Raw genomic sequence first — 25,373 nt, 5'->3', positions numbered from 1 at the left:
TGAAATGCCTCTTAAGTTTTGGTGGAAAATATGGCATCATAGAGGAAGCATCGTAACGAGATAGGAGAACCCATTATGGCATTAGACGGAATCGTAACACGCGCCCTTGTCCATGAATTAACACAAGCAACGAGCGCTCGGATTAATAAAATACACCAGCCAACAGAGCACGAAATCATTTTTCACCTTCGTGTAAGAGGCCAGAACAAAAAACTGCTCTTATCTGCGAATCCAACATATCCGCGCATTCACTATACAGAGCAGACACATAGTAATCCAGCAGAACCACCTATGTTCTGCATGCTTATGCGCAAACATTGTGAAGGCGGCTTTATTGAGCGGATAGAACAAGTAGGAATGGAACGGATCGTTCATATCGTCGTTCGACAGCGAGATGAACTTGGAGATGAATCTGTCAAGGTCATCATTATCGAGCTTATGGGACGTCACAGCAATATTATTTTGATCGATCCTGCTTCTAACCAGATCATTGATGGTATTCATCATCTTACCCCTGCCATCAACAGCTACCGGATCGTTATGCCTGGCTTCCAGTACACGGCTCCGCCAGAGCAGCACAAGCATAATCCATTAGAAATAGACAAGTCGGCGTTTCTAGCATTATGGGATCAGGCAGTGACTGAGGCTGCTGATGGACAAGAGCCAACAAGGGCATCCTCGTGGCTTGTACAACATATGTCCGGCATCAGCCCGCGTATTGCCGAGGAATGGGCATATCGCTCTAACTTGACTCTATTGACGGAGAATAGTGACACCGAGCAGGCTTGGACAGCATTGGAGAGTATCGTTCAGCAACTGCTGGATCATCAGTATACGCCGCAATTGATTGAGGCCGAAGACGGACGGATGTTCTTCTCAGCACTCCCGCTTACACATCTACAAGGTGAGGCAAAGCTATATGCTGAAATGAGCACTTGCATGGAGGCGTTCTATGGCGACAAAGCTGTACGCGACATGGTCAAACAGCGTGTAGGTGACCTAGCCCGTTTCTTACAGCAAGAAAGAAATAAAAACGAGAAGAAAATAGCAAAGCTGCAAGAAACACTAGAAGACGCAAACGCCGCTGATCGCTATCGCATTATGGGTGAATTATTGTTCGCCTCCCTGCATCAACTGAAGCGCGGTGACAGTGAAATAGAACTAATGAATTATTACGATGAAAACTGTGGGATGATTACCATTTCACTAGATCCGCTGCTGTCCCCTTCGGATAATGCACAGCGGTATTTCAAACGCTATAACAAGATGAAGAACAGCATCCTCGTGGTGGAACAGCAAATTAGCGAGGCTAAAGAAGAGAATCGTTACTATGATAATCTCTTGCAGCAGCTGCAAGATGCGAATATTCAAGATGCACAAGAAATTCGGGAAGAATTGGTTGAGCAGGGCTTGCTGCGAGATCGCTCCAAGCGTACAAAGCGCAAGCGTAAAGACAATCGCCCTACGGTGTATACGTATACGTCTTCTGAAGGTATTGCCATTCATGTCGGTAAAAACAATATCCAAAATGAATATGTCACCAATCGCTTAGCTCATCCAAACGATACTTGGCTGCATACGAAGGATATTCCCGGATCTCATGTCGTCATTCGCAGCGAGCAATTTAGCGATGTCACGCTAGAAGAAGCTGCTCAGCTAGCTGCTTATTTCAGCCAAGCGAAGCATTCTAGTCTTGTGCCAGTAGACTATACGCTGATTCGCCATGTTCGCAAACCGAACGGCTCGAAACCAGGTTTCGTCATTTATGAACGACAGAAGACATTATTCATAACGCCTGATGCAGATCGTATTGCCAAGCTCCCGTTGCATGTGAAACAAAGCAACAGCTAGCACTGGCACAGCACACTCTAGCTAGCACCAGACCAGCACAGGCTAAGGTGTTTTATATTCCAAAAATCTGAGAGGCTGCGAAATCTAAAAAATAGCCAAACTGCAAAAGGTGCCCTGCAAGAAAATGAACTGTAACCCCAATTGTGGACAGTTTAATATCTTGCTTGGGCACCTTTTAATTTATCATTTCATTTATTTCAACACGCTTCATCCACTGCGCTCGCTTACCTATGTAGAAGTTCCGAGCAAGCGATACCGTTTCACGTAAGCTTTTTATTGTCAACGTTGAAAACACCATCTAATTCTGTTAAATCAGGTGACCGTGTCTCACTTACGACTGTCAGCAATCTCTCGCAATGATTCCACAGTCCCCATATCTATTCGTCGACTACCAAGTGCTCCGTGGAATACTTTCCCTTGCCGCGCACCATGGAAATCAGACCCTGCTGTTTTCAACAACCCACACACATCCGCCATTTCGATATAGCGACTTACATCCGCATCCGTATGATCCGAGTGCCATACTTCAATTCCATCTGGTTGAATCTCTCGCACAATACGTTCGACCAATACATCATCGCCATATAAACCAGGGTGTGCCAATACAACAGCCCCACCCGCTTCACGTATCCAAGTTGCTGCTGTAAGCGGAGTGATGCGCGGAGGGTTGACGTATGCCAATCCGTCTTTCCCCAAATATCGGTCAAAAGCCTCTTTCATATTCGCTACAACCCCACGACGTACTAGAGCATCTGCCATATGTGGACGGCCAACCGTTTCCCCTTCTTGCAGTGGATTAGGCAGCTCAGCTATTACTTCCTCCATCGTTAACGGAATACCAAGTTCCGTTAATCGAGCAACCATCATTTCATTGCGTACATCACGTATTTGGCGTAATTCGAGTAAACGACCACTAAAAGACGTATCTTCTAGGTTCACATAATAGCCTAAGACATGAATATCAATGCCTTGCTCCACCGTACTTATTTCAACACCTGGAATAAGGTGAATGCCAACAAGCCCCGCCTCTACAGCTGCCTCGGTAAGACCTGCTGTCGTATCATGATCGGTAATCGCAATCGCTTCAAGACCCGCTTCCTTTGCTAGTCTTATATTTTCCAATGGGCGACATACACCATCAGAAGCCGTCGTATGCGTATGAAGATCAGCCCCACCATCTCGCTGCGGAACACCAATTGCTTCAAACTGTTGTTCAGTCATTGCTATCACTTCCATCTTTTCTTATTCGTCAATCGGTTGGTGCCAACGCTTCAGGAACGATACTCTGTTGACGTAAATACGTTAGGAAAGCCATTGCTGGCCAAGCAAGCATGCTATCTTTCAGTTGAACGGCATAGAACTTACGTTTAAACGATATGCCTTCGATTGGAATTGCCGCTACTAGGCCTAGAGAACACTCGTGCCGCACAGCAGACTTGGACATAATCGTGACACCAAGCCCGTTTTCTACCGCTGATTTGACAGCACCTGTACTACCCAGCTCCATTACGATCCGAAGCGCCGAGAAGTTATGCGCATAATCTCGAAGCGCATTTTCCATCACCTGTCTCGTACCCGAACCCTTCTCTCGCAAAATGAAAGCACAAGCTAATGCCTCTTCCAAAGCAACAGAATCCCGCCCTATAAAAGGATGGCCCTTGGGAACGACAAGAAACAATTCGTCCTCCATAACCTCTTCTGTTATCATATCCGGGTCATTCACTGGCGCTTCAACCAAGCCAAGATGCAACTGATGCTGTCGAATACCTTCTACAATTTGTGTTGTATTCATTACCCCCATACTAATAGTCATTTCAGGGTGGGAAGATATAAAGGTCCCAAGCAAGGGAGGGATAACGTACTCTCCTATCGTCAAACTCGCTCCTAGCTGCAATTTACCATGAAGCTGTTTCGTAAAGAGTGACATCGCTTCTTCTGTTTCTTGTACAAGGTCAACCGCCTGTTTCGCATAAGGAATCAACGTTCTTCCAGCGTCAGACAGCTGTAGCTTCTTGGTAGAACGATGAAAGAGCTTCGTTCCAAAATAGTCCTCTAAGCTTTGAATTTGCATCGTTACGGCGGGCTGAGTCATATGAAGCGCTTGAGCAGCTGCCGAGAAACTGCTCTTCGCAGCTACGGTATAAAAAATATGCAACTGATGGAAACTAACTGCCATCGAATCCGCCACCTTCTAATCACATTGGTTTCCATTATATCACACTGTCCCATCGAAACAGTCGACCAATACCAAAAAGCCGCATTCCAAAGAATGCGACTTCAACAATCATGAGAGTCGTTGCTCTACCGATAAGAGATCCGTATAGCTATTACACGCTTATACAGTCGAAGAATTTATCTGAGAAAACCTGAAAGGTGTAGCTTTCATTTCTTTCTCACCGATGCTTGCGACTGTTCTTCACTAATGTCATACGTCTTGAATGACGTAACCAAGAATAATATGACTTCAAATCACGAAGCTCAATAGTTTGTGACATACGTCCCAAATAAGTTACAACTACCATCTTCGTCATTGGCGTTCCCGACAAATCCAGATCACGTTCAGACTCTACTAGTTCCGCAACCATCACGATATCATCATCGATCAGGTACACATCCTCTTCTTGGCGGTAATAGGAGGTAATCCGGTTCGTCTTCAAACAGTCCCACATATACGAAGCAATAGCTTCCATATCCTGCGTCTCTGACGCAATACGGTCATTCCATCGACTACGTGCGTGATTCGTTATAATGATGTCTGAAATCTTCTTATCGCCGAGCAAGACATAGAACGGTTCATACGTACTCCAGCGTTCCATTACTTTGTCTTTCACCGGATACCACTCTCCACCACATAGGTCTTTATGTCTATGTATATTTACCCGTTATATTACAGGAAGTATAAGTCGATCACAAGTTCAAAACGCTCATTTATGGGTGTTTTTAGAAAATCTTTAACTTAAATGATCAAATTAAGACACATGTAAAAATGGAAACCGCTTTCGCACGTAGCGAAAACGATTTCCATTAAATTAACGTTAGATATAGAAAACAATGTAATCTCAGTTGAATTGTGGTGGTTATACTTTACATGAATTACATTCCGTAAAAACGAGTTTTTTCTTCGAACTCATTGCTGTACTCTGTCTTAATTTCATTGCGATAAGAACGCTCAATCTTCTTCACATAGTTCAAGCGCTTCAAATTTTTGACTGTATCCTCCGCACGATCTGCGTTAACATACAGTACTGCATAGTGCATTTTACGCGAAATATAGTGAAGAGAACCGTATTTCTCCAGATTACGAGCTGCTTTTACATCGCTCACCCATATAATATAGCCTGTACGTTGTGGAAACATATTTTCCCCCGCTTTCCATCGTAACTTCAGCTGTTACTAGCCACAGCTTGAGCACCCGCCACTACATCCACCAGTAGAACAACCGCCCGTTGGCTGCAGTGCGTTGCTTGGCACCTTGATCGATTCAGAGACAGAATGAGCAATAACTTTAGACAGTTCATATAACATTTCATCAAGCTGCTCTTCCGCACGCTTGAACTGTTGAACTTCCTCTATCTCATCAAGCCTTCGTTCAATGGCAAATACCGCATCTCTTGCAGCATGGTAATCAGGGTGGAAATGACCGAAACGCTCTGTTTCCTCAAACAAATCTTTCTTTCGAAGAAATTCACGCTGCAATTGCTTAACTTCTTCATGTTGTTCCATCCGCTGCTTCCAAGTTAAATAACTCGTTAACTCAGCAGAATGCTTAATCATATCCCCCAGTTCATAAGCTTCCGTTAACAAAATGGCCGTATCTGGTTGACCACTCTGTTCGGGATACTCCGATTGTGACACATGTATATGTGGCATGACTATCACGCTCAATTCTTGTTATACTTGATGCTGTGTCTTCCTTACAACCACTCTGGTACGAGGAGACGAACACCTTCCCATTGATTCGGCATCAGCGTCTTACGCACTGCTCTGGAATCTTCATTCATGTACACTTCAAGAGCAGAATCCATATTACCCTGTCCATTCAACCGAATCGGAACGACTCGAAGGAGTTGGCCATTCTCTTTAATTTGCAAGGCTAGCTTCAAACGGATCGCAGTCTCCACGATTTCCATCATTGTAGAGGCATGGTAAGTGCGTACTTCTTTCGTCCACATGAGAGGAAGCCCAATGTAAGACGACAGCCATGACTCATCTCGACGATAAGCCATATCCATTTCATAATACTGCAATGAACTGGGACTGTAAACTATTCCATTCATTGTCGAACTATTCTGGAAGTGCTTCGCAGATCGAATACTTGCTGTTGTACTAAGTTTAAGCAGCTCATCTTCCGCCCCGCGCTGCTCTGTAGAAGCAGGTTCATCATAATTATCATTTCTCCAGTTCTTAAGCAGCGGCAAACCGATTTGCTCCATAACCATTCTTATCTGCTCCACTTGATCACGAGCAGCCACAAATGCAGTAGGCCCAATTTTACTAAGCTTCCCGATAAGTTTACCTTGTTCACATTCTTGCTGGATAAGATGCGCTGCTGATTCATCTTCACAGCGAAGCAATACTACCTCACTGAACCACGCTCGACCATATTGTTCATTCCATCGTTCCCATGCATCGATAATATTTTCAGGAATGCCTGTTAGAGCATGTCGCTCCAAAAACTCCTGTTGTTGTTTACGTGTATGACCAGCATCAATCGCTGTCTGAAATGAATCTCTTGTTAATCGGTACATATGCATTCCACTGGAAGACAGATGCTCTGCGATTTGCTCCAACTTCCATCGAATCAACATAGAGCAATCGGGAGGAACGATAATTTCAAAATCAGGCTGCACGAAAAATCCGTGCCCATCTTCCATCTGCTCATCTGCATCATGCTCACCACTCAACAGCCACTTGTACCAAAGAGAGCCATCTGACACTGTTCGGAGCTCACACCAACCAAACGTGTTGAGCGCGTGCAACCAGGCTTTCGTCGTTTCAATTAGTGACTGCTCTGCATCAAACCCAAGCCAACCACTTTCTTGCATCTGCTTCACAGTTGACTCTGCTTGTACCCACTCTCCTGGTCGAGCAGCGGCGCTTATAGCGTAGAATAGATGCTTCGTATGAACATTTGCTGCTGTATAGTGCTGGCCGACAAGCAGCCATATCGCTTCGTTCCACTTCGAATGTGGCTGTTGCAGCCACTCATACAATGGTTTTGTCTCAATAGAGAAGGACTGAGTATCTTTGCGGATTAACCCTAGACGCATCGCTAAATCAAGACTGACGGCTAGCTTAGGAGATACAGCTTCCGCAAATGCATAGCTGACCTTGCATGCACTCAATGCTTCTGTAGACATTTGCAACTGGGATTCCAGCCGTTGTATCGTTCGTTTGTGCAGCGTCCCCTTCGCCGTGACTGGCAGTCCTTCATTAGCCGTAAATACGAGTAGACGGAATAAGTCATTGATGACACCCTGTCCAGATTCTGAATGGGCAAAAGTATCAATAGGCAGCTCATCAGCCGAATCAATAGAAAGCGATGCCAAGCCATGTTGAAGCATCATTACATATACATCAATTGGTACCACATATAAACGTTCTCCCCAAGCTTTGCGGAATACGGCCAATAAACCTTCCTCGTACCATACAGGGAGGGCTGCCATCACCTCAGCTGCCGCAGCATTCGCATGTTGCCATGACTCTATCATTTCTTCGTGAAATGGAAGCGGCCCTGTTTGCTTTAACACATGTACATAGAGCTGCTGCAAAGAAGGTGGCAGTTGTTGAAGCGTGTGCAGCACTAGCTCGGGTGCAGCGGAGAACTTTTGCCAGTTCGTATAAGGAGCAAATCCGACACGAAGCGGATCATTTTGTGCGGTTGTCCCCACTTTTTCTACGTCAACGATTTGAGCTTGCGATTCAGCTCGCGCCGCTAACTCCGATGTGCGCACTACTTCTACCCCCTTCTTCACTTACCGCATATTGATAACCCTGTTCAACAAGAAATAGCTGACGCTTCATCGCGTCCTCTACTTCTCTCGTACCTGATGATACAACCGTAAAGAAATAGGCAGCTCTACCATCCTCTTTAGGACGAAGTAATCTCCCTAAACGCTGTGCCTCTTCTTGTCGAGAACCGTATGTCCCTGACACTTGAATCGCAACCGTAGCATCTGGCAAATCGACTGCAAAATTTGCTACCTTCGATACAACTAATACACGCGCTTCTCCGTTGCGAAATGCCTTATAGAGACGCTCTCTTTCTTCTTGTTTCGTTTCTCCCGTTAAAAGAGGAGCTCCAAGCTGCCGTGCAAGTTGATGCAGTTGATCCAAAAATTGACCGATTATAAGTGTTGGTGCTTCAGCATGCTGCTCCACGATACGTTCCACAACTGCCATTTTCGTCGGACTCTCAGCTGCTATGCGCGCCTTTTCTCGTGAAGCGGCCGAACGATATTTATCCCAACATGCTTCATCCATTGGCACCCGTATCTCATGACAAGCGACCGAAGCAATCCAGCCCTGCCGCTCCAACTCTCTCCAAGGTAGCTCGAACCGTTTGGGACCGATTAGTGAAAATACATCACGCTCACAGCCATCTTCACGAATAAGAGTAGCTGTGAGACCAAGTCGGCGAGTGGCTTGCAAATCTGCAGTAGTTCGAAATACGGGGGCAGGAAGCAGGTGTACTTCATCATAAATAATTAATCCCCAGTTCCGTTGATGGAATAAGCCCATATGAACCCATTCTTCAGCCTCATCTCTGCGATAAGTCATCATTTGATAGGTTGTAATGGTAATCGGCCGTACTTGCTTATGTTGGGATGTATATTCTCCTATTTGTTCCGACGAAAGCGTTGTTTTGTTTAGAATCTCGTTTTTCCATTGTTTCACAGAGGTTGCATTCGACGTTACAATTAATGTCTCGCTCCCTAACTCAGCTATCGCACCAATGCCTACGACCGTTTTGCCTGCCCCGCATGGCAATACGATAACCCCATCACCTGCTAATTGTGTGGCGCTCCCAATATAAGCCTCCACCGCTGACTCCTGATACGGGCGGAGTGAAAACGGATATTCACCTAGCTTATCTGCCAATTCTACTTGCAGCGGCTCTCCATCGTTGTAACCAACGCGATCAATAACCGGATACCCAACACGGGCAAGCTCACGTTTTATTTTACCACGATGCTTTGCTGCAACCTGAACACTACCGGCTGCAGGTCTACCAATGAACATCGTACCGATCTCTGAGTCATTCATGAAAGCTAGAAGACGCGCTTCTTCCGTACACTTAAGCATGAGCACGTCTCCTTCATCGTCCCCTTCCAGAACAAACAAACCGTAACGATCCATCCACATCGCGATTTCTTGTTTTACCTTCATCGGTACGGCCCAAGTTGCGTACTTATCCAGCACCTGAGTCACATCTACTGCACTTCTTCCAGAAGCAGCAGCATTCCACAACGACAATGGTGTCATCTTGAATGTATGTATACCTTGCGGATGCTTGACTAATGATGAAAACCGCTGCAATTGTTCTCGTATCTCATCATAGCGTTTGCTCCCATCATGGACTAAAATATTCATATCTGGCTGAACAGCCAACTCAAACGCACTCTTGCTCATGCCGTGCCTCCTAATGCATATAAAAAAATCATCTTCCCCTACGCAGCACTTCGGGCCGCTTGCTCACCCGAAGAAGCGCATACACTCAGGAAAAAGATGATCGTATTAACCGAATTCCTAATCATTAATGCGTATACGACGACTCCGAAATTTCACTTAACGCATGCCCCGCCTCATTAACAAGTGGCGTACGAACAGCTAGGTCGCCTAGTGCCACAATCCCTTCTAGTCTGCCATTATTCGTAACGAGCAAGCGACGTATTTGTTTATCGGACATTAACGCAGCAGCAGCCTCAATAGATGTATCCGGTCCTACAGCTATAATTGCTTCTGTCATCACATCTCGAATCCGAGCCGAATTAGGCCTTTTTCCCGCTACACCGCGAATGACAATATCTCTATCCGTTACAACGCCGACAACAAGCCCTTGATCTACTACAGGAACAAAGCCAATATTATGTTCCTTCATCATCACAGCAGCTTCATACACATTATCCAGCAGCGTGAGCGAAGCACAAGACGTAGTCATTACTTCACGAACGATGGTCATAGCCCATTCCTCCTGAGGATACTTTACATTGTACCAACAATGGTTATCATCCCCTCAAAGCTATGCCCTCATTCACGGCTAACTCCTTCTCGACTTTTATGCATTCACACCAACCTCAAGGTATTTCTGTTCTAGTGCCTCCAACGCTGTCACACCAAGCAGCTCTGCTGCTAGAATCATAGCTTGCTCATCGAAATCAAACATTGGATGATGATGAGGGTACTTCGCTTCTTGTTCATTACCAGCACCTACTAGCATGAATGAGGCAGGTATATGCTGACCGTAGTAGGCAAAGTCTTCAGCGGGCATCATTTTCTCAGCTACTTCCAACGCTGCTGCACCAAACTGTTCAACAGCTACCGCACGCATACGCTCCGTCTCAATCAAATCATTATTCAATGCAGGATATCCACGTCGAATGTGTAAATCATACGAAGCGCCATACATCTCGCAAACATGTCGTGTAATATGCTCCAAACGTTCGATTATTTGCTCTCGAACAACCGGACTAAACGAACGGAGTGTACCATTCATGATGGCTCGGTCTGCAATAATATTTTGGGTCTTTCCTGCTTGCAGCGTACCAACAGAGACAACAGCAGGCTCTAGTGGAGAGAGGTGACGACTAACAATCGTTTGCAATTGCTGCACAAGCGCGGCACCAACGACTACCGCATCGATACAAGTATGCGGCATTCCACCATGTCCGCCCTTTCCATTTATCGTTAAGAAAAAGTCATCTACTGCCGCCATCATTGGCCCCTCGCAAATAGCAAACTTTCCGTAAGGAATCGGTGTCCAGAGGTGAACCCCATATATGGAGGAAACACCATCTAACGCTCCATCTTTGATCATCTGCTGAGCTCCACCAGGACTAACCTCTTCAGCTGGTTGAAACAGTAAGCGAACTTGCCCTCGCCATTTGTCTCTATTACGCTGCAGCACACTCGCTACCGCCAACAAAGTAGCCATATGTCCATCATGACCGCACGCGTGCATCGTCCCAGGCACAGTCGATGTATACTCACACTGCTTTTCATCCTGTATTTCTAGCGCATCCATATCAGCACGCAAGGCTACAATCGGAGCACTATCCTGTTCATTAGCGAAAATAGTAGCGACGATACCATGACCACCAACTCCACTACGATAGTCAATCCCCATCGTATCTAGCTGCTCCGCTATATAGCTTGCAGTCTGCTCTTCATGATAGGAACGTTCAGGATGCTGATGTAAATATCGACGCCATGCTACTATCTGGTCGTTCAGTTCTAGCAGCTGTTGATTGAACCAATTATACCTCATCCTTACTTCCACCCTTCTGCTGGTACAAGTTTTATTTATGTATGTGACTGTTTTTCATGTATCACGCGAATACACTTATTTACCACACGCATCCGCTTATATATGTAGATGCTGTTCGTTAGATTTCCTATTATTGTAACACAATCTTTTTCCTTGAACGGACTATATTACGAAAATGAAACGCATTCTTTTTTTTGTTAAAAATCGCCATCTTCGCTCCTTCCCTACTGGGATATCTTGCGGTTGATGTAGAAACATACTATCATGGAATGGAGGTTGAACTAGACGTTAGTAGAATAAGGGAGGAATCGGCACATGATTATTGACAACTCCGGCCTTAATGGGCTTGTAACGGACTTAGCACACATTGACGAAGTTAGTGAATCACTCGGCTTCGTTCGCTGGCAATGGGAATATTACCGCGCTACATATGATTTCAAGATCGAAGACAAAAAAAGCGGCGAAGATTACTATTTGCGCATTAACACGAGAGTAACAGAGGGCAAGCTAGAAAAGCCTGATGCTTTGCTTGAAATCGAGCATGTATACATGGGAAGAGCTACATTCCCACATGGCTTAGACTATGAGACACCTATCCCTCAACCGATTTTCAATGCCGCTACAGACAAGTTGTCTGAACTAAAGCAAGCTCTGAGCGCATAAGAGGATCATTTTGAATCGGACGACTTACAAATCCATCAAACCACCAGCTAAGCCAACTAAACGTCAGTCACCTCAGACACAACAACTCAGCCGTGGCACGCCGGATTTCACAATGCTTGCACTCACATTACTGCTTGTCGGCTTCGGAATCGTTATGATATTCAGTGCGAGTTCTAACGTCGCAGCTGTTTCTCAAAAGATGAACTTCGATGCCCTTTACTTTGTAAAGAAGCAAATGATGTGGGCTGTACTTGGTACCATTGCGTTGCTTATAACGATGAACATACCGTATATGTTTTTCAAAAAATGGTTTATGCCATTTTTCCTAATCACCCTTCTTATGCTTCTTCTTGTTCCATACGTTGGAGAAGAGCGTAACGGAGCGCGCAGTTGGTTTGGAATCGGGGGCTTAGGAATACAGCCTACTGAGGTAGCAAAAATAACACTTGTATTATATTTGTCTGCTCTAATCGCCAAGAAAGGTGAGAGCTTCCGTAATTTTAAGACAGGCCTATTCCCCGTCATGATTATCGTCGGCGTTGTTGTCGGCTTAATTATGCTCCAGCCTGACTTTGGTTCTGCTGTTATTTTGACATTGACAGCAGGTGTCATCGTTATTGCAGGGGGCGCCAATTTGAAGCATATATTCAATTGCTTTATTGTCGGTGTGCTAGGGATATTAATTGTATTAGGTATTAACGCTTTGTTCTCCGGTGGAAGCCCCTTTTCACAAGGGTACCAGATGGATCGGATCAAGTCTTGGTTGGATCCATTCTATGATCCACAACACGCCAGCTACAATCTGCTTCATTCATTGAAGGCCATTGCTCATGGCGGCTGGTTCGGCACTGGATTCGGGCAAAGCATTCAGAAGCTGTTCTATTTGCCTTATCCTTATAATGATTTTATTTTTGCTGTCATTGCAGAAGAACTTGGCTTTATTTTTACATCAATCTTCTTGCTCATTTACGCCTACTTTGTTTGGCGCGGTCTATTAATCGCGCTGCGCTGTCCTGATATTTTTGGCACACTAGTGGGGGTCGGTATTATGGGCTGCATCGCCATCCAGGCATTTATTAATATTGGCGGTGTAACTCGTACGATACCGATTACAGGTGTTACTTTGCCATTTATCAGTTACGGTGGATCATCTCTACTTATCACGATGACAAGCATCGGTATACTACTCAGTATTTCCCGTGAGCAGAGTCGTGTAGAGCGGACATCTGAGCGTAAATCATCCCAAACCCGTACACAAAAAAAAGACTACCGGCCTATTAGGCCTCTGTAGTCTTTTTTTCTTTAGCGTACAACACGCTGAATTTCATCTAGTTCTTCATCTTTGAAGGCTACACCTTCAACTTTGATGTTCACTTCCACAACTGTCAGGCCTGTCATGTTCTGTACAGCTTCTCGAACTGTCAGCTGAAGCTGACGACAAACCTCATGAATTGGCATACCATACAGTACTACAATACGCAAGTCAATCGCCGTCTCTAAATGCCCTACTTCGACTGAAACCCCTTTTTGTACATTCTTGCCTGAAAGACGCTTAGCCCATCCTTCCGACAGCCCCCCTGACATCGCAGCAATACCTGGAGTTTCAAGGGCAGCAAGTCCTGCAATGGTGGCGACGACATCATCTGATATCCGAATATTCCCCTCTTGATTCATCAATTGCTCTTCCGTCATCGTCGTCATCCTCCTTTTCCATTTGATAATATTGTACCGATACTGAACGCCGAAATCAAATGTTGAAACTTCGCGAATGTTGTCTTAGTGTGAAATGCTAATTTTCTGACAAAAAATGCTTATTGTAATCTTTTGAGGATGAGCAGCTGCGTTTAGAATCTTTCTTATTTCGATCATATAGAAGTTAAAAGTGATTCAAGAAGCAGATGCTTATAATTCTATATTATGATCAAAAAAGCTTGGGCGACTACAGTCACCCAAGCTTCGTTACGAAGAAGATACCGAACGGTTTTCCAATGCTTCGTATAAGGTTGCCAGATTCCGTTCTAACTTGCTGACAAGCTGTTTGCCTGTCAGCTCTTGTAACAGACCCGCCTTTACAGCGAAGTCGACCTGGCGAGAGAATCCGTACATCTGCGTGTCCAACACTTCCTCATAGAGAGGACAGTAGCGTGTAGCCAAGTTCTCCATCTGAACTTGAATCAGCTTCTCTATTTGATGCGCCTCATCTTCCAACAGGGCGAGCGCTCGATCGTTCAACTGTTGCAGCACATTCGACGATGTCATATCTAATTCCCCCCTATGACCTGAGGTCACGATTGTTCTATTATCATATTAGACGATCATGACATTGAACACAAGATGTAGGTATGGAAAAAGCCGAGAACGAATTACGTTACTCGGCTTTTGCGTACGTTGTTATATAGAATAACTATTCAACAATGTTAATGTTAAGGCCGTGCTTCTGGAACACTTCTACCATTGTTTTCTTTGCTTCTTCAGCATCCGGGCCATGAACATGTAGTTCATAAGCATGGCTGTTTACCAATGTTGTGAATAAGCCTAAAATGCTCTTAACATCGATATACTTATTTTCTGCTTGAAGCACGATGGAAGAACGGAAAGAGCTCGCCTTTTGTGAAATTTCCACGACTGCAGCATTGTTGTCTGCCATTGTAATCCCTCCAATATCAAACTCTGTGCACATGAGTGTTTGCTAATTCCATCATACCTTGAATATATCTCTCGATGCAAGGGAGAAGCGTAATAATCGGCCATTCCACACTTGGAAATTACGACCTTATTTGCTTTCTATTTCAAATTATCTGGATTAAGAACGTCCAATTCAGGAAGAACAAACAAGCCGTCCTTACGTACTAGAACATCATCAAAATACATTTCTCCTCCACCATACTCTGGACGCTGAATCATAACAAGATCCCAATGAATAGAGGAACGATTGCCGTTATCCGCCTGCTCATAAGCCTGTCCTGGTGTAAAGTGAATGCTACCTGTAATCTTTTCATCAAATAAAATATCTTTCATCGGGTGAAGAATATATGGATTCACACCAATAGCGAACTCACCAATGTAGCGAGCGCCTTCATCTGAATCTAGAATTTCGTTCAGACGTGTCGTATTGTTGCTTGTTGCTTCAATGATCTTGCCATTCTCAAAACGGAAAGATACATTTTCAAATGTTGTGCCACTGTATAAAGTTGGCGCATTGTATGTGATCGTGCCGTTTACAGAATCTCTAACTGGTGATGTATAAATTTCTCCATCTGGAATATTAAGCTTGCCTGCGCACTTCACTGCTGGAATTCCTTTGATCGAGAATGTCAAATCCGTTCCCTTACCTACTAGACGCACACGATCCGTTCGCTCCATGAGATCTTTCAAAACATCCATAGCCTGGTCCATTTTCGTGTAATCTAATGTACATACGTCAAAATAGAAGTTCTCGAACGCTTCCGTCGATGTATTCGACAACTGTGCCATCGATGCGTTAGGATAGCGCAATACGACCCACTTCGTACGCTTAACACGCTCTTCCATATGTACAGGATGTGAATAGAAAGACTCATACAACTTCATTTTGTCTGCCGGAACATCTGACATTTCATTTACGTTCTCGCCTGCACGAATGCCAATATAACCGTCCATACGCTGCATACGAAGGAGATCGTACTCTTTCCACGTTTCCATTTGCTCCTTCGTTGCATTCATCAGCAATGCCCGCTGTACTTTGCGGTCCGTAAGCTCAACATGAGGGTGTCCACCGCGCTTCGCAATTTCATGAACTAAACATTCTACGAGCTCACGCTCAGAACCAATCATTTCAACCAAAATGTGTTCACCGGGTTGGACATCTACGGAGTATTGCACTAAATTCTCTGCCAATTTCTGTATTCTAGGATCTTTCATACATGCTCCTCCTCTAGTTCGCCTTTGCTGTTAAAATTGCGATTATACAATCTTATTGACTGTTGGTTAACTTTGCCGCAATGACGATATTGTACCATGTAAGGAGCCAGAAGTCAGCGGAATTGCGTAAACTTGGCCGTCGTTCGAATCGCTTCTCTGTAAGGAATTCCTTGCTCTTTATACACAACATCCATTTGACCTTCGATCCGATGTGGGAGCTGAGATTTGCGGTCTATCCATACATAGTAACTAGCCTTCACTTCTGACTCTTGAAGCATCTGAATAAAACAATTCCGATAGCTTTCAACTTGGTTATACAGAAGAGATTGCAGTGCCTGCTGTTCTGCCTCAGAACGTTCTTCCTTGCCCTGCGACCATATTCGGCTTGGCACAACAGCTGTATCGAACTCCTCTAGCATTCGCTCGCCAAACACACGTTTAGCTTCATCAGGGTCAAGATCGACACGCACGAGTATTTTGGGCCGATCTGCTTCTGACGGAGAGCTGTCAAGGTCATTCCCAGCAGCAGCCACCGTTGAATCCACATAGCTCACTTGTTTATGAGACGTACGAATATCAGTAAGCAGTCGAATAGGATTCCAGCGCTGAGGCGTCGTTTCCGCATACTCTTGCCGAGTCATTTTCATACGGGTGCTTCTGTGATTATGAACCTCACCTTGAAACCGAATCGTCTTCGTCTTTAATTGACCTTCTCCAACTTTCAGTTCGCCTATCCCCTCGAAAAAGAACTGATCTTTACCTGCCATCCCACTGATAGCACGAGTCAGTACCTCTTCTGGCTTTTGGGAGAACGGCGCATCGCATCCTACCAATTCGAGTAGTAACAGTAGGACAATCCCTACAATTATGTTCCGCTTCCAAATTGTGCAGCCCCTGTTCCTCAACATAGGGGACCCCTCCATTCCTGAACGAAGACAAATAACGGGATGAGCACATCGACTCATCCCGTTTAGACTCACTCATATGAAGGGCAATTATACATGTTCTTCGCCAACTGCAATTTGAATCACATTGCGCCCTTTTTTCTTTGCTTCGTACAGTGCCATATCAGCTCGATAAAATAACGTTTCAACACTTACCTTTTCATCTTGCCAGCTCCACTCTGCAACTCCGCAAGAAACCGTTACTTTTGGATCCGTCTCCTGCTCTACACGATTACGAATCCGTTCCGCAACTTTCTTTGTTTGCGTTGTATTAAGCTGAGGCAAGTACACCGCAATTTCCTCTCCACCCCAACGTGAAGCAATATCGGTTTCTCTTATGGAGGACCGAATAATATCGCTGACTTGAACGAGTATTTTATCACCAATCTGGTGACCAAACGTATCATTAACCTGCTTAAAATAATCAATATCTACAACAATTAACGAGCCGCAAAAATCTTTTTGCTGCTGACGGTTCACTTGCTTGTCCAAATAATGCCTTGCATACAAGCCCGTGAGCTGATCTTTATTCGCTAGATGTTTCACTCGATCATGTAGAGTCGCATTCGCTATTGCAAGACCTAGATGCGCACTTAGCATCTGCAACAACTTGAAATTATCATACGTAAAGAAATGAGGACGTTTATCAGCAACCGCCACAATCCCCACTAATTCACCACCACTAAACAGCGGTGCCGCAATAATGGAGCGCAATCCTAAATCTTCAATCATTTGAATACGTTCAATATGATGATCTTCACTGTCAGAAATAATAACGGGTTCACGCAAGTTAAGTACGTATCCAAACAATCCTTTTTGCGTGGAGTACGACGATCCTACATATTCAGCCATGTTGGAAGAAACAACCTCAAATAAGGACTTGTCCTCATTAAGCTGCAGTAGCATGCAGAAATCAGCATGGAATACGCGCAACAACTCATGCATAGCATCGTCAAACACATCGCGTAAACGCAAGCTCTGATTAATGCGTTTCGTTAATTCATTAATAAGGCGCAGCTCTTGGATAACATTGTTGGCATGCTCGTGCAAACGTGCATTTTCAAACGCTGTACCAGCCGTCTCGATAATAAGCTCGATAACTTGAAGATCAGAAGTTTCAGGCTGCTCTTGTGCAAATATTAGCTTCAGCACACCATACGAGCCTTGTTTACCGTTAAGGGCAAAGGCAACCTCGAATCCGGCATCAGAGTTCGCGGTACATGTCTCACCTTTCATAAAGGCTTCCATAACGATTGGATCGCCCCATGACTTGAACACTAACGCTTTGACATTAGGATTCTCACTGCGGTGATCTTGAGACAAGTATACCTCGACAATCGTATCTGGCACGAGCCGCTGTATGCCATCTATAATCTGCGATAGAACAGAATCAACATCTATCCGATCGTGAATATGCCGCATCACATAATACAACACTTCTCGCCGCTCTGCTTCTCGCTCTGACATACGGTGTGTATGATACATCTCTTCTACAAACAAATGCTCGAACTCGCGATAAAAATGGGTTCTTAGAGCGTACACCCAGCCTTCTAACGCAAACGAATGCAGCAAGTCCGACTCCTCGCATACAAATTGAACGATACCAACCAATTCCTTTGTATAACGGGAAACGATTGGAAATGCAGCTACTTTGCCTGCGTATTCTGTTTCTTCATCCCACACGGGTTTGCGCTTAGATAGTACACGCTGTACAAGCTCCTGTAATGGCGTAGCCGTTCCTAGCTCATTCAGCTTGTCCAAACCTTCCAAACATTCACCTTTATAGTCATACAACATTACGCATTTCAGATGCTTGCGTATTGAGGATGGGATTTCTAGTAACCATTGGATATATGCGGTTTGTAGAAGAGAATGCGTGTACGGCAAATCATGCAGCGTGATATCACGTTGCAGCAACCAATGTTCCGGGCTTCGATCAGCACCAAAACTACGCTTCCAATTCTGTTGATAGTTGGCTATTAAGCCAGCATTGCTCTGAGGATGGAGTCGACGATTCGTCATTTCCTTCTCCTTCAAACGCTATAGTCTCTTTCATTAATCATACAATAGATTACTGTGAAAAGGTACTACGTCCAATCATCGTCGCAAAAATTTTTAGGCCATAAGAACTATATCGAGGAATAAAAATTCGTATACTTCATCTATGAATTGGAAATCCTATAACCTAATGCTGTTCAATATGTAAAGTAGTAATGACATACTTTCCCTTGAAAAATTATCCTACATTAAAACTAATCATAAATATGTCATGATTTCAAGATAATTTTTCAACTTTTCAACTTATTGTATATTTAGATTCACATTCTGGATCTTGACATGACTTGGCCTTATCTTATAGAATTACTTGATGTATATGGGCGAATCTGTGTCACCCTCACGAATCTCATAGCAGGCATGGCTGCGGCTGAACAACTATGTCTGAGCTTACTCAACGACACGAATCGATTGAGTCTGCATAAGTATGAATTCGACGCAAAAGACCCGCATTCTAACCTATACTTGAACGAAAAAGGAGTCAATATATTATGTCTCGTTACACAGGTCCTAAGTTTAAATTAAGCCGTCGTCTTGGAATTTCCTTGAGCGGTACTGGTAAAGAATTGAAGCGTGCTTATCCTCCAGGACAACACGGTCCAAATCAACGTAAAAAATTGAGCGGATACGGTGTTCAGCTTCAAGAAAAACAAAAACTTCGTCACATGTACGGCATGAACGAGAAGCAATTCCGCAACTTGTTCAACCGCGCTACGAAGTTGCAAGGTATCGCTGGTGAGAACTTCATGTTCTTGCTTGAGAGCCGTCTTGACAACCTTGTTTACCGTCTTGGATTCTCCAACTCCCGTGCAGGAGCTCGTCAGTTGGTATCCCACGGTCACGTAACTGTAAACGGTAAAAAAGTTGACATCGCTTCTTACTCTGTAAGCATTGGCGACGTTATCGGTTTGCGTGAGAAGAGCCGCAGCTTGAAAGTGGTTAAAGAAGCTATCGAAGGCCGTCACCACTTGCCAGGTTACTTGGAGTTCAACGAAGCAGCTGTTGAAGGTAAGTATGTTCGCCTTCCAGAGCGCGCTGAGTTGTCCCAAGAAATCGATGAGAAGCAAATCGTCGAGTTCTACAGCCGTTAATCAATGTGAAGAAGAGGTTATCTTTCAAGTTGTACAACTTGGAGGATATCCTCTTTTTTTTATTCACCTACCTACGTTCAACTCAAGCTTGAGCCATCCGGACATCAAGATCCTTATTGCTACATAACTTCAAAAGAAGGAACTATACCTCTACAACATTCACACATTATCCCTACTATTTCACCAACCTCTTCCATCGCAATGAGTGGCAAGTGTAAGCACTCACATTTAATGATATTTTTCGCCAAACAAAAAAGCATTTACATGAATATACAGACACTTATCTTGTGTTTTTTTGTGGTATAATGGGAAGCGCTGCAATCATTAAGGAGGAAGAAAGTATGGTTGAGGAGACATTGACGAAGTCAAAGGGGGACCCGACTCGTCCAAAGCGTTCCGTGGGACGTATCATTTGGAATACGTTCAAATGGTTCACGCTATTTGGCGTTCTCTGCTGCTTCTTAGCAGGCGGCATTGCGGTGGGATACATTACCTCTCTCGTCAAAGACGACCCGATACGCTCCAAAGAACATATCGTGCAGAAGGTCGATGAGAATGCCATAACCGGGTTTGCTTATTTTAATGATGGCACTCCTATCGGTCAGCTTCGCACAGAAGAAGATCGTATCCCTATTAAATACGATCAGATCCCTAAAGTCGTAATAGACGCACTCATCGCAACGGAAGATAACCGTTTCTTTGAGCACAACGGAATAGACATAAGAGGTACATCAAGAGCTGTATTGCAACAAGTACTAGATAAACCTGTTCAGACAGGGGGAAGTACATTAACGCAACAGCTTGCTCGAAGTGTGTTTCTAAATGCTGAACGTACAAATACACGTAAAGCAAAAGAAATTTTCCTATCCTTGCGCATCGAGCGGATACTAACGAAGGAACAAATTTTAGAAGCCTATTTGAATAAAGTACCATTCGGAAATGGTGCAAACGGCTATCAAGTATTTGGAATCAAATCAGCTGCAAAAGGAATATTCAATGTTCATGATTTGAATAAACTGAATATTGCGCAATCCGCCTATTTAGCAGGACTTCCGCAGCTGCCTTCTGCTTATACCGCCTTTACTGGTAAAGGCGCTTATAACGAAAAAGGCATCACTCGCGCAATCAAAAGACAAAAGCTTGTATTAAAGCGGATGTTAGAAGAGAACAAAATTACGCAGCAGCAATATGAAGAAGCACTAAAATTCGATATCCGCAAATCACTAGCGCAGCCGAGGCAGAAAGCATATTCTACATATCCATACTTAATGTTGGATATAGAACGTGCAGCCGTTGAAACTCTTATTCTTAGCCGAAATCCTGAGATGACAAAGGCTGATCTGCGCAAAGAAGAGCATCAGCAGCTTCTAGAGGATACAAAAGCAGAAGTTCTACGTGGTGGATATCACATTACGTCTACGATTGATAAGAAAATTTACAAGATGATGCGAAATATCGCAGAAGATCCTAGCAATTTCTCAAAGGATCATCCAGTCAAAGGCACAGAACAAGTAGCAGCTATGATGATCGATCATCGTACAGGCGCTATTTTAGGTATGATTGAAGGCCGTGATTTCTATAAAGAACAAATGAATCACGCCACTCAGATGCTACGTCAACCAGGATCAACGATGAAGACACTTGCTGCCTTCTTGCCAGCACTAGAGCAAGGAATTATACAGCCTGCATCTATCATCGATGATGCTCCAGTCATTTTGAAGAACGGGGATGGAACATACCATATCCCAATTAATGCTGGACGTAAGTTCCAAGGTCTCGTAACAGCTCGGCATGCCTTGAATCAATCTTTGAATGCACCTGCTATTAAGCTGTTCAACGAGAAACTCAAAGTGAAAAATGCATGGGATTTCGTTGAAAAACTTGGAATTACTACCTTACATGAACGAGACTATCAAGCACAAACGGGTGTTATCGGTGGTCTAACGAATGGAGTTACCGTAGAAGAATTTACAAATGCCTATGCGGCAATCGCAAATAGCGGTAAATTTAACGATGCATTCCTAATTAATAAAATTGTAGATTCAAACGGAAAAGAAGTTTACACGCATAAAGTTAAGCCAACACAAGTTGTATCGCCACAAACCGCATACTTAATGACAGATATGCTGCGTACAGCTGTAACGAATGGTACTGGCGGCGAGGTAAATCGAAAATTCCGTCATGATGACTATACGATTGCCGGTAAGACAGGGACGACACAAAATGATGCTGATTCTTGGTTCATTGGTTATAGTCCTGATGTAACGCTTGGTGTATGGGTCGGCTTTAAAGAACCAAAACATACATTGAGTCGTAACGAAGTGAAAGATTCGATGCAAATATGGGCAAAAATTATGGACGAGGCCATTGAACTCAAGCCACAGATGTTCAAAAACAAAACGTTCAAACGTCCAGATGATATCGTTAGAATGACCGTATCTGGCTACAGCGGTAAGCTGCCAAGCAAAAATACGGATAAATTCAATACAGATTTATTTAACCGTAAATACGTACCGACTAAAGTCGAAGATGTCCTTGTCAGCATGACGTATATTACGTACAACGGTGTCAATTATATTGCCAATCCGGCTACACCTGATGATATGACACAGCAAAAAGTTGTTGTCAAACGTGAAAAGCCGATTCAAACTTTAATGGACGAATTAAGAAGAGCCCTTGGAAACTTATCGTCCGGCAGCAGCCGTCGCTCGTTAGAATGGTACTTGCCACTTGATGCATCAACTGACGCGCCAACCAAGAAAGACCCGCGCAAAGATGATGGAAAAGCACCAACAGCTCCAAGCTCTGTTAGCGTCTCATCGAGCAATGGCAAGGCAACGATAAGCTTCAACCCTAGCGGTTCGAACGATGTTGTAGGCTATCGTCTGTATCGTTCTATCGATGGCAAACCTTATCAACGAACAGGGAAAGTTGTCCTAGCTGGTGACAATTATACGTTCGGCAATGATATTTCTAATGCCCACAGCTATAACTACTATGTCACAGCAGTTGATGTCGTTGGTAAAGAATCAGTAGCATCTGCTACGGCATCATTAAACGGCGGAACACCACCGACAGATCCGAACAACGGCAATTCTACAGATCCATCATTAGAACCAGGCACGAATCCAGGTAATACATCTGGTTCCACGACTGAAACACCTGGAACTAACGGACAGACAACGAATGGAAATGGCTCATCTGAAACAGGTTCGGCTGGCAACGAGTCATCATCCATCAAGCCGGACACTCCATCAGGTCTGAGTGCTAGCAAGACAGCTGGAGGAGTGTCCCTGTCGTGGAACTCCTCTGCTACAGCTACTAAATACCATGTGTATCACAAAAGCAGCCAAGGTGGTTCCTATAAACGTATAGGCAACACAAACAGTACATCATTCACCTATACGAGCGATGCTCCACAAGGCTCCTATCATGTAACGGCTGAAAATCGCGCAGGAGAATCCTCCGCATCATCAAGCGTGACGATAGAATAACAACAAAGCGCATTTCATAACGAATACACATAAAAGAGGGATATAAGCTGATAGTAGCTTATATCCCTCTTTATTATGCTCAGTGAAATACTTAATCTTCAATTGTGGATAAATCACCAGTCGGCAAGTTTAATTCCCAAGCCTTCAACACACGACGCATAATTTTGCCTGAACGCGTCTTAGGCAGCTTATCTTTGAATTCAATTTCTCGCGGAGCAGAATGGGCTGACAAGCCCTCTTTGACGAATTTCGCTATATCTGCCTTCAATTCCTCTGACGGTGTGTAGCCGTCCCTTAGCGAGATGAAAGCTTTAATAATTTCCCCACGAAGTGGATCTGGCTTACCAATGACACCTGCTTCAGCAACTGCTGGATGCTCAACAAGCTTGCTCTCCACATCAAATGGCCCTACGCGTTCGCCGGCCGTGTTGATTACATCATCGACACGTCCTTGGAACCAGAAGTATCCATCCTCATCTTTATAAGCTGAGTCGCCAGACACATACCAGCCCTTGAGGCGGAAATATTCTTCGTATTTGCCTGGATTATTCCAAATTTTGCGCATCATTGATGGCCACGGTGTGCGAATTGCTAAATTACCCATACGATATGGAGGTAGCTCATTACCTTGATCATCAATAATCGATGCCTGCACACCTGGAATTGGACGTCCCATTGAGCCAGGCTTGATGGCCATGCTCGGATAGTTACAAATCATATGGCCGCCCGTCTCTGTCATCCACCACGTATCGTGAATGCGTTGACCGTACACTTTCATCCCCCAACGCACTACCTCTGGGTTAAGCGGCTCACCTACTGAGAGCACATGGCGCAAGCTCGACAAGTCAAACTCTTTAATAATTTCATCTCCAGCACCCATAAACATACGGAATGCTGTAGGCGCACTATACCAAATCGTTACCTTGTAGCGCTCAATCGTTGAATACCAGTTCTGTGGACTGAAACGACCACCACGCACTACGTTGGTAGCGCCATTCAGCCATGGCGCAAATATACCGTAAGATGTTCCAGTGACCCAACCAGGATCACCTGTACACCAGTAAATATCGTCATCCTTCAAATCCAGTACCATTTTACCCGTAAAATAATGCTGGATCATCGCATTTTGTACATGATATACACCTTTTGGCTTACCTGTTGAACCGGAAGTATAGTGAATAATGAGTCCATCTTCACGATCCAACCATTCGATCTCCGCTTCTTCCGAAGCAACAGCCATCTCTGCGTAGTAATCAACAATACCTTCTTCGGCTTGAATGTTCTCACCAACAAGCACGATATGCTTCAATTCAGGCAGTTGCTCACGCGGAATGCGATGAAGGAGTTCAGGAGTTGTAACAATGGCACTCGCTCCACTGTCCTCTAGTCGATCCTTTACGGCTGTTTCCATAAACGCTTCAAATAACGGTCCTACAACAGCACCTATTTTCAAAATACCGAACAAACTAAAGTATAGCTCTGGCGTACGCGGCATAAATACAAACACACGCTCACCTTTCGTAATCCCTTGCTTACGCAGCACGTTCGCAAATTGATTGGACTTGCGGCTGAGCTCCGCATACGTATAACTTTCATCTCTCACAGCATCACTGTAATAAAGTGCAACCTTATCACCACGCCCCTCTGCCAGGTGACGGTCAATAGCCTCATGTGCCATATTCACTTTGCCAGTCGCATGCCATGTAAAATACTTCTCAACTTCTTCCCAATTAAACGATTCTGCTGCTGATTCATAGCTGCTCAGGTTCGGACTCAATGCCGATGCTTCGATGATTTCTCCTTGCACATTACCCATTGTCTTTCATCCTCCTGTTTCATTCACTTCTTTAGGACTTTCCCATGTGATACCGATAGTTAACCGCTTTCA

At 44.3% G+C, this 25,373-nt stretch carries 21 protein-coding genes; 5 read left to right on the top strand and 16 right to left on the bottom strand.

What is annotated here, in order from left to right; translation table 11 throughout:
* Positions 1-75 precede the first annotated feature (75 nt).
* Entirely contained in the window at positions 76-1,851 is a 1,776-nt protein-coding gene (locus IFO66_RS00920; protein ID WP_192023341.1) for an Rqc2 family fibronectin-binding protein, read from the top strand.
* 327 nt (positions 1,852-2,178) lie between these two features.
* Here the strand turns inward: IFO66_RS00920 and IFO66_RS00915 are convergent, their stop codons facing one another.
* The 9 genes from IFO66_RS00915 to IFO66_RS00875 all read right to left on the bottom strand — a co-directional run bounded on the left by IFO66_RS00915 (position 2,179) and on the right by IFO66_RS00875 (position 11,338).
* The gene (locus tag IFO66_RS00915; RefSeq protein ID WP_225445403.1) at positions 2,179-3,072 is read right to left on the bottom strand and encodes a PHP domain-containing protein; all 894 of its coding nucleotides are present in this window, start codon (positions 3,070-3,072) and stop codon (positions 2,179-2,181) included.
* Between the two features lie 28 nt (positions 3,073-3,100).
* Positions 3,101-4,027, bottom strand: coding sequence for a LysR family transcriptional regulator (locus IFO66_RS00910; RefSeq protein WP_192023339.1), 927 nt, complete (start codon positions 4,025-4,027; stop codon positions 3,101-3,103).
* Between the two features lie 217 nt (positions 4,028-4,244).
* Positions 4,245-4,682, bottom strand: coding sequence for a hypothetical protein (locus IFO66_RS00905; RefSeq protein WP_028595745.1), 438 nt, complete (start codon positions 4,680-4,682; stop codon positions 4,245-4,247).
* A 262-nt stretch (positions 4,683-4,944) separates the two neighbouring features.
* Positions 4,945-5,208, bottom strand: a complete 264-nt coding sequence (locus IFO66_RS00900; protein ID WP_144991283.1) for a YlbG family protein — start codon at positions 5,206-5,208, stop codon at positions 4,945-4,947.
* A gap of 36 nt (positions 5,209-5,244) precedes the next feature.
* Positions 5,245-5,721, bottom strand: coding sequence for a YlbF/YmcA family competence regulator (locus IFO66_RS00895; protein WP_192023338.1), 477 nt, complete (start codon positions 5,719-5,721; stop codon positions 5,245-5,247).
* A 44-nt stretch (positions 5,722-5,765) separates the two neighbouring features.
* On the bottom strand, positions 5,766-7,805 hold the full coding sequence (locus IFO66_RS24170; RefSeq protein WP_192023337.1) for a helicase-associated domain-containing protein: 2,040 nt from the start codon (positions 7,803-7,805) through the stop codon (positions 5,766-5,768).
* Entirely contained in the window at positions 7,774-9,483 is a 1,710-nt protein-coding gene (locus tag IFO66_RS00885; RefSeq protein ID WP_192023336.1) for a DNA repair helicase XPB, read from the bottom strand. The genes IFO66_RS24170 and IFO66_RS00885 overlap by 32 nt, the downstream gene beginning before the upstream one ends.
* 124 nt (positions 9,484-9,607) lie before the next feature.
* Positions 9,608-10,033: a CBS domain-containing protein gene (locus IFO66_RS00880; protein WP_192023335.1), complete on the bottom strand. Its 426-nt coding sequence runs from the start codon at positions 10,031-10,033 to the stop codon at positions 9,608-9,610.
* 96 nt (positions 10,034-10,129) lie between these two features.
* Complete coding sequence (locus IFO66_RS00875; RefSeq protein WP_192023334.1) at positions 10,130-11,338, bottom strand: M20 metallopeptidase family protein; 1,209 nt, start codon at positions 11,336-11,338, stop codon at positions 10,130-10,132.
* Between the two features lie 315 nt (positions 11,339-11,653).
* Here IFO66_RS00875 and IFO66_RS00870 point away from each other — a divergent pair, with 315 nt between their 5' ends.
* Both IFO66_RS00870 and ftsW read left to right on the top strand, forming a co-directional pair.
* Positions 11,654-12,001 carry a YugN family protein gene (locus IFO66_RS00870; RefSeq protein WP_192023333.1) on the top strand — a complete coding sequence of 116 codons (348 nt, stop codon included), beginning with the start codon at positions 11,654-11,656 and terminating at the stop codon, positions 11,999-12,001.
* Between the two features lie 112 nt (positions 12,002-12,113).
* Positions 12,114-13,292 carry a putative lipid II flippase FtsW gene (ftsW, locus tag IFO66_RS00865; protein ID WP_192023689.1) on the top strand — a complete coding sequence of 393 codons (1,179 nt, stop codon included), beginning with the start codon at positions 12,114-12,116 and terminating at the stop codon, positions 13,290-13,292.
* 11 nt (positions 13,293-13,303) lie between these two features.
* On the opposite strand, the gene IFO66_RS00860 is transcribed toward ftsW, so the two are convergent.
* The 6 genes from IFO66_RS00860 to IFO66_RS00835 all read right to left on the bottom strand — a co-directional run bounded on the left by IFO66_RS00860 (position 13,304) and on the right by IFO66_RS00835 (position 18,867).
* On the bottom strand, positions 13,304-13,693 hold the full coding sequence (locus IFO66_RS00860) for an Asp23/Gls24 family envelope stress response protein (RefSeq protein ID WP_192023332.1): 390 nt from the start codon (positions 13,691-13,693) through the stop codon (positions 13,304-13,306).
* A gap of 267 nt (positions 13,694-13,960) precedes the next feature.
* On the bottom strand, positions 13,961-14,260 hold the full coding sequence (locus IFO66_RS00855; RefSeq protein ID WP_192023331.1) for a DUF1507 family protein: 300 nt from the start codon (positions 14,258-14,260) through the stop codon (positions 13,961-13,963).
* 145 nt (positions 14,261-14,405) lie between these two features.
* Positions 14,406-14,648 (bottom strand): HPr family phosphocarrier protein, encoded by a 243-nt coding sequence (locus tag IFO66_RS00850; RefSeq protein ID WP_144991290.1) that lies wholly within the window; start codon positions 14,646-14,648, stop codon positions 14,406-14,408.
* Positions 14,649-14,785: 137 nt separating this feature from the next.
* On the bottom strand, positions 14,786-15,901 hold the full coding sequence (locus tag IFO66_RS00845; protein WP_192023330.1) for an aminopeptidase: 1,116 nt from the start codon (positions 15,899-15,901) through the stop codon (positions 14,786-14,788).
* A 113-nt stretch (positions 15,902-16,014) separates the two neighbouring features.
* Positions 16,015-16,809, bottom strand: coding sequence for a hypothetical protein (locus IFO66_RS00840; protein WP_192023329.1), 795 nt, complete (start codon positions 16,807-16,809; stop codon positions 16,015-16,017).
* An 87-nt stretch (positions 16,810-16,896) separates the two neighbouring features.
* Positions 16,897-18,867 carry a sensor domain-containing diguanylate cyclase gene (locus IFO66_RS00835; protein WP_192023328.1) on the bottom strand — a complete coding sequence of 657 codons (1,971 nt, stop codon included), beginning with the start codon at positions 18,865-18,867 and terminating at the stop codon, positions 16,897-16,899.
* Positions 18,868-19,391: 524 nt separating this feature from the next.
* Here IFO66_RS00835 and rpsD point away from each other — a divergent pair.
* Positions 19,392-19,991, top strand: coding sequence for a 30S ribosomal protein S4 (gene rpsD / locus IFO66_RS00830; protein WP_192023327.1), 600 nt, complete (start codon positions 19,392-19,394; stop codon positions 19,989-19,991).
* Between the two features lie 341 nt (positions 19,992-20,332).
* On the top strand, positions 20,333-23,485 hold the full coding sequence (locus IFO66_RS00825; RefSeq protein ID WP_192023326.1) for a penicillin-binding protein 1A: 3,153 nt from the start codon (positions 20,333-20,335) through the stop codon (positions 23,483-23,485).
* A gap of 91 nt (positions 23,486-23,576) precedes the next feature.
* Here IFO66_RS00825 and acsA read toward each other — a convergent pair whose 3' ends face one another.
* A complete protein-coding gene (acsA, locus tag IFO66_RS00820) occupies positions 23,577-25,301 on the bottom strand; it encodes an acetate--CoA ligase (protein ID WP_192023325.1) in 1,725 nt (574 codons plus the stop codon).
* Between the last annotated feature and the right edge of the window lie 72 nt (positions 25,302-25,373).

This window comes from Paenibacillus arenosi, assembly GCF_014841135.1.
In the GTDB taxonomy this organism is placed as follows: domain Bacteria; phylum Bacillota; class Bacilli; order Paenibacillales; family Paenibacillaceae; genus Paenibacillus_B; species Paenibacillus_B arenosi.
Note: the sequence above shows the minus strand (reverse complement) of the source record. Positions and strands in the feature narration are given on the sequence as shown.

Coding starts and splice junctions, on each gene's coding strand:
- IFO66_RS00920 (WP_192023341.1), top strand. CDS start 76: ATGGCATTAGACGGAATCGTAACACGCGCCCTTGTCCATGAATTAACA.
- IFO66_RS00915 (WP_225445403.1), bottom strand. CDS start 3,072: ATGACTGAACAACAGTTTGAAGCAATTGGTGTTCCGCAGCGAGATGGT.
- IFO66_RS00910 (WP_192023339.1), bottom strand. CDS start 4,027: ATGGCAGTTAGTTTCCATCAGTTGCATATTTTTTATACCGTAGCTGCG.
- IFO66_RS00900 (WP_144991283.1), bottom strand. CDS start 5,208: ATGTTTCCACAACGTACAGGCTATATTATATGGGTGAGCGATGTAAAA.
- IFO66_RS00895 (WP_192023338.1), bottom strand. CDS start 5,721: ATGCCACATATACATGTGTCACAATCGGAGTATCCCGAACAGAGTGGT.
- IFO66_RS00885 (WP_192023336.1), bottom strand. CDS start 9,483: ATGAGCAAGAGTGCGTTTGAGTTGGCTGTTCAGCCAGATATGAATATT.
- IFO66_RS00880 (WP_192023335.1), bottom strand. CDS start 10,033: ATGACCATCGTTCGTGAAGTAATGACTACGTCTTGTGCTTCGCTCACG.
- IFO66_RS00875 (WP_192023334.1), bottom strand. CDS start 11,338: ATGAGGTATAATTGGTTCAATCAACAGCTGCTAGAACTGAACGACCAG.
- IFO66_RS00870 (WP_192023333.1), top strand. CDS start 11,654: ATGATTATTGACAACTCCGGCCTTAATGGGCTTGTAACGGACTTAGCA.
- ftsW (WP_192023689.1), top strand. CDS start 12,114: ATGCTTGCACTCACATTACTGCTTGTCGGCTTCGGAATCGTTATGATA.
- IFO66_RS00860 (WP_192023332.1), bottom strand. CDS start 13,693: ATGACGGAAGAGCAATTGATGAATCAAGAGGGGAATATTCGGATATCA.
- IFO66_RS00855 (WP_192023331.1), bottom strand. CDS start 14,260: ATGACATCGTCGAATGTGCTGCAACAGTTGAACGATCGAGCGCTCGCC.
- IFO66_RS00850 (WP_144991290.1), bottom strand. CDS start 14,648: ATGGCAGACAACAATGCTGCAGTCGTGGAAATTTCACAAAAGGCGAGC.
- IFO66_RS00845 (WP_192023330.1), bottom strand. CDS start 15,901: ATGAAAGATCCTAGAATACAGAAATTGGCAGAGAATTTAGTGCAATAC.
- IFO66_RS00840 (WP_192023329.1), bottom strand. CDS start 16,809: ATGTTGAGGAACAGGGGCTGCACAATTTGGAAGCGGAACATAATTGTA.
- IFO66_RS00835 (WP_192023328.1), bottom strand. CDS start 18,867: ATGACGAATCGTCGACTCCATCCTCAGAGCAATGCTGGCTTAATAGCC.
- rpsD (WP_192023327.1), top strand. CDS start 19,392: ATGTCTCGTTACACAGGTCCTAAGTTTAAATTAAGCCGTCGTCTTGGA.
- IFO66_RS00825 (WP_192023326.1), top strand. CDS start 20,333: ATGGTTGAGGAGACATTGACGAAGTCAAAGGGGGACCCGACTCGTCCA.
- acsA (WP_192023325.1), bottom strand. CDS start 25,301: ATGGGTAATGTGCAAGGAGAAATCATCGAAGCATCGGCATTGAGTCCG.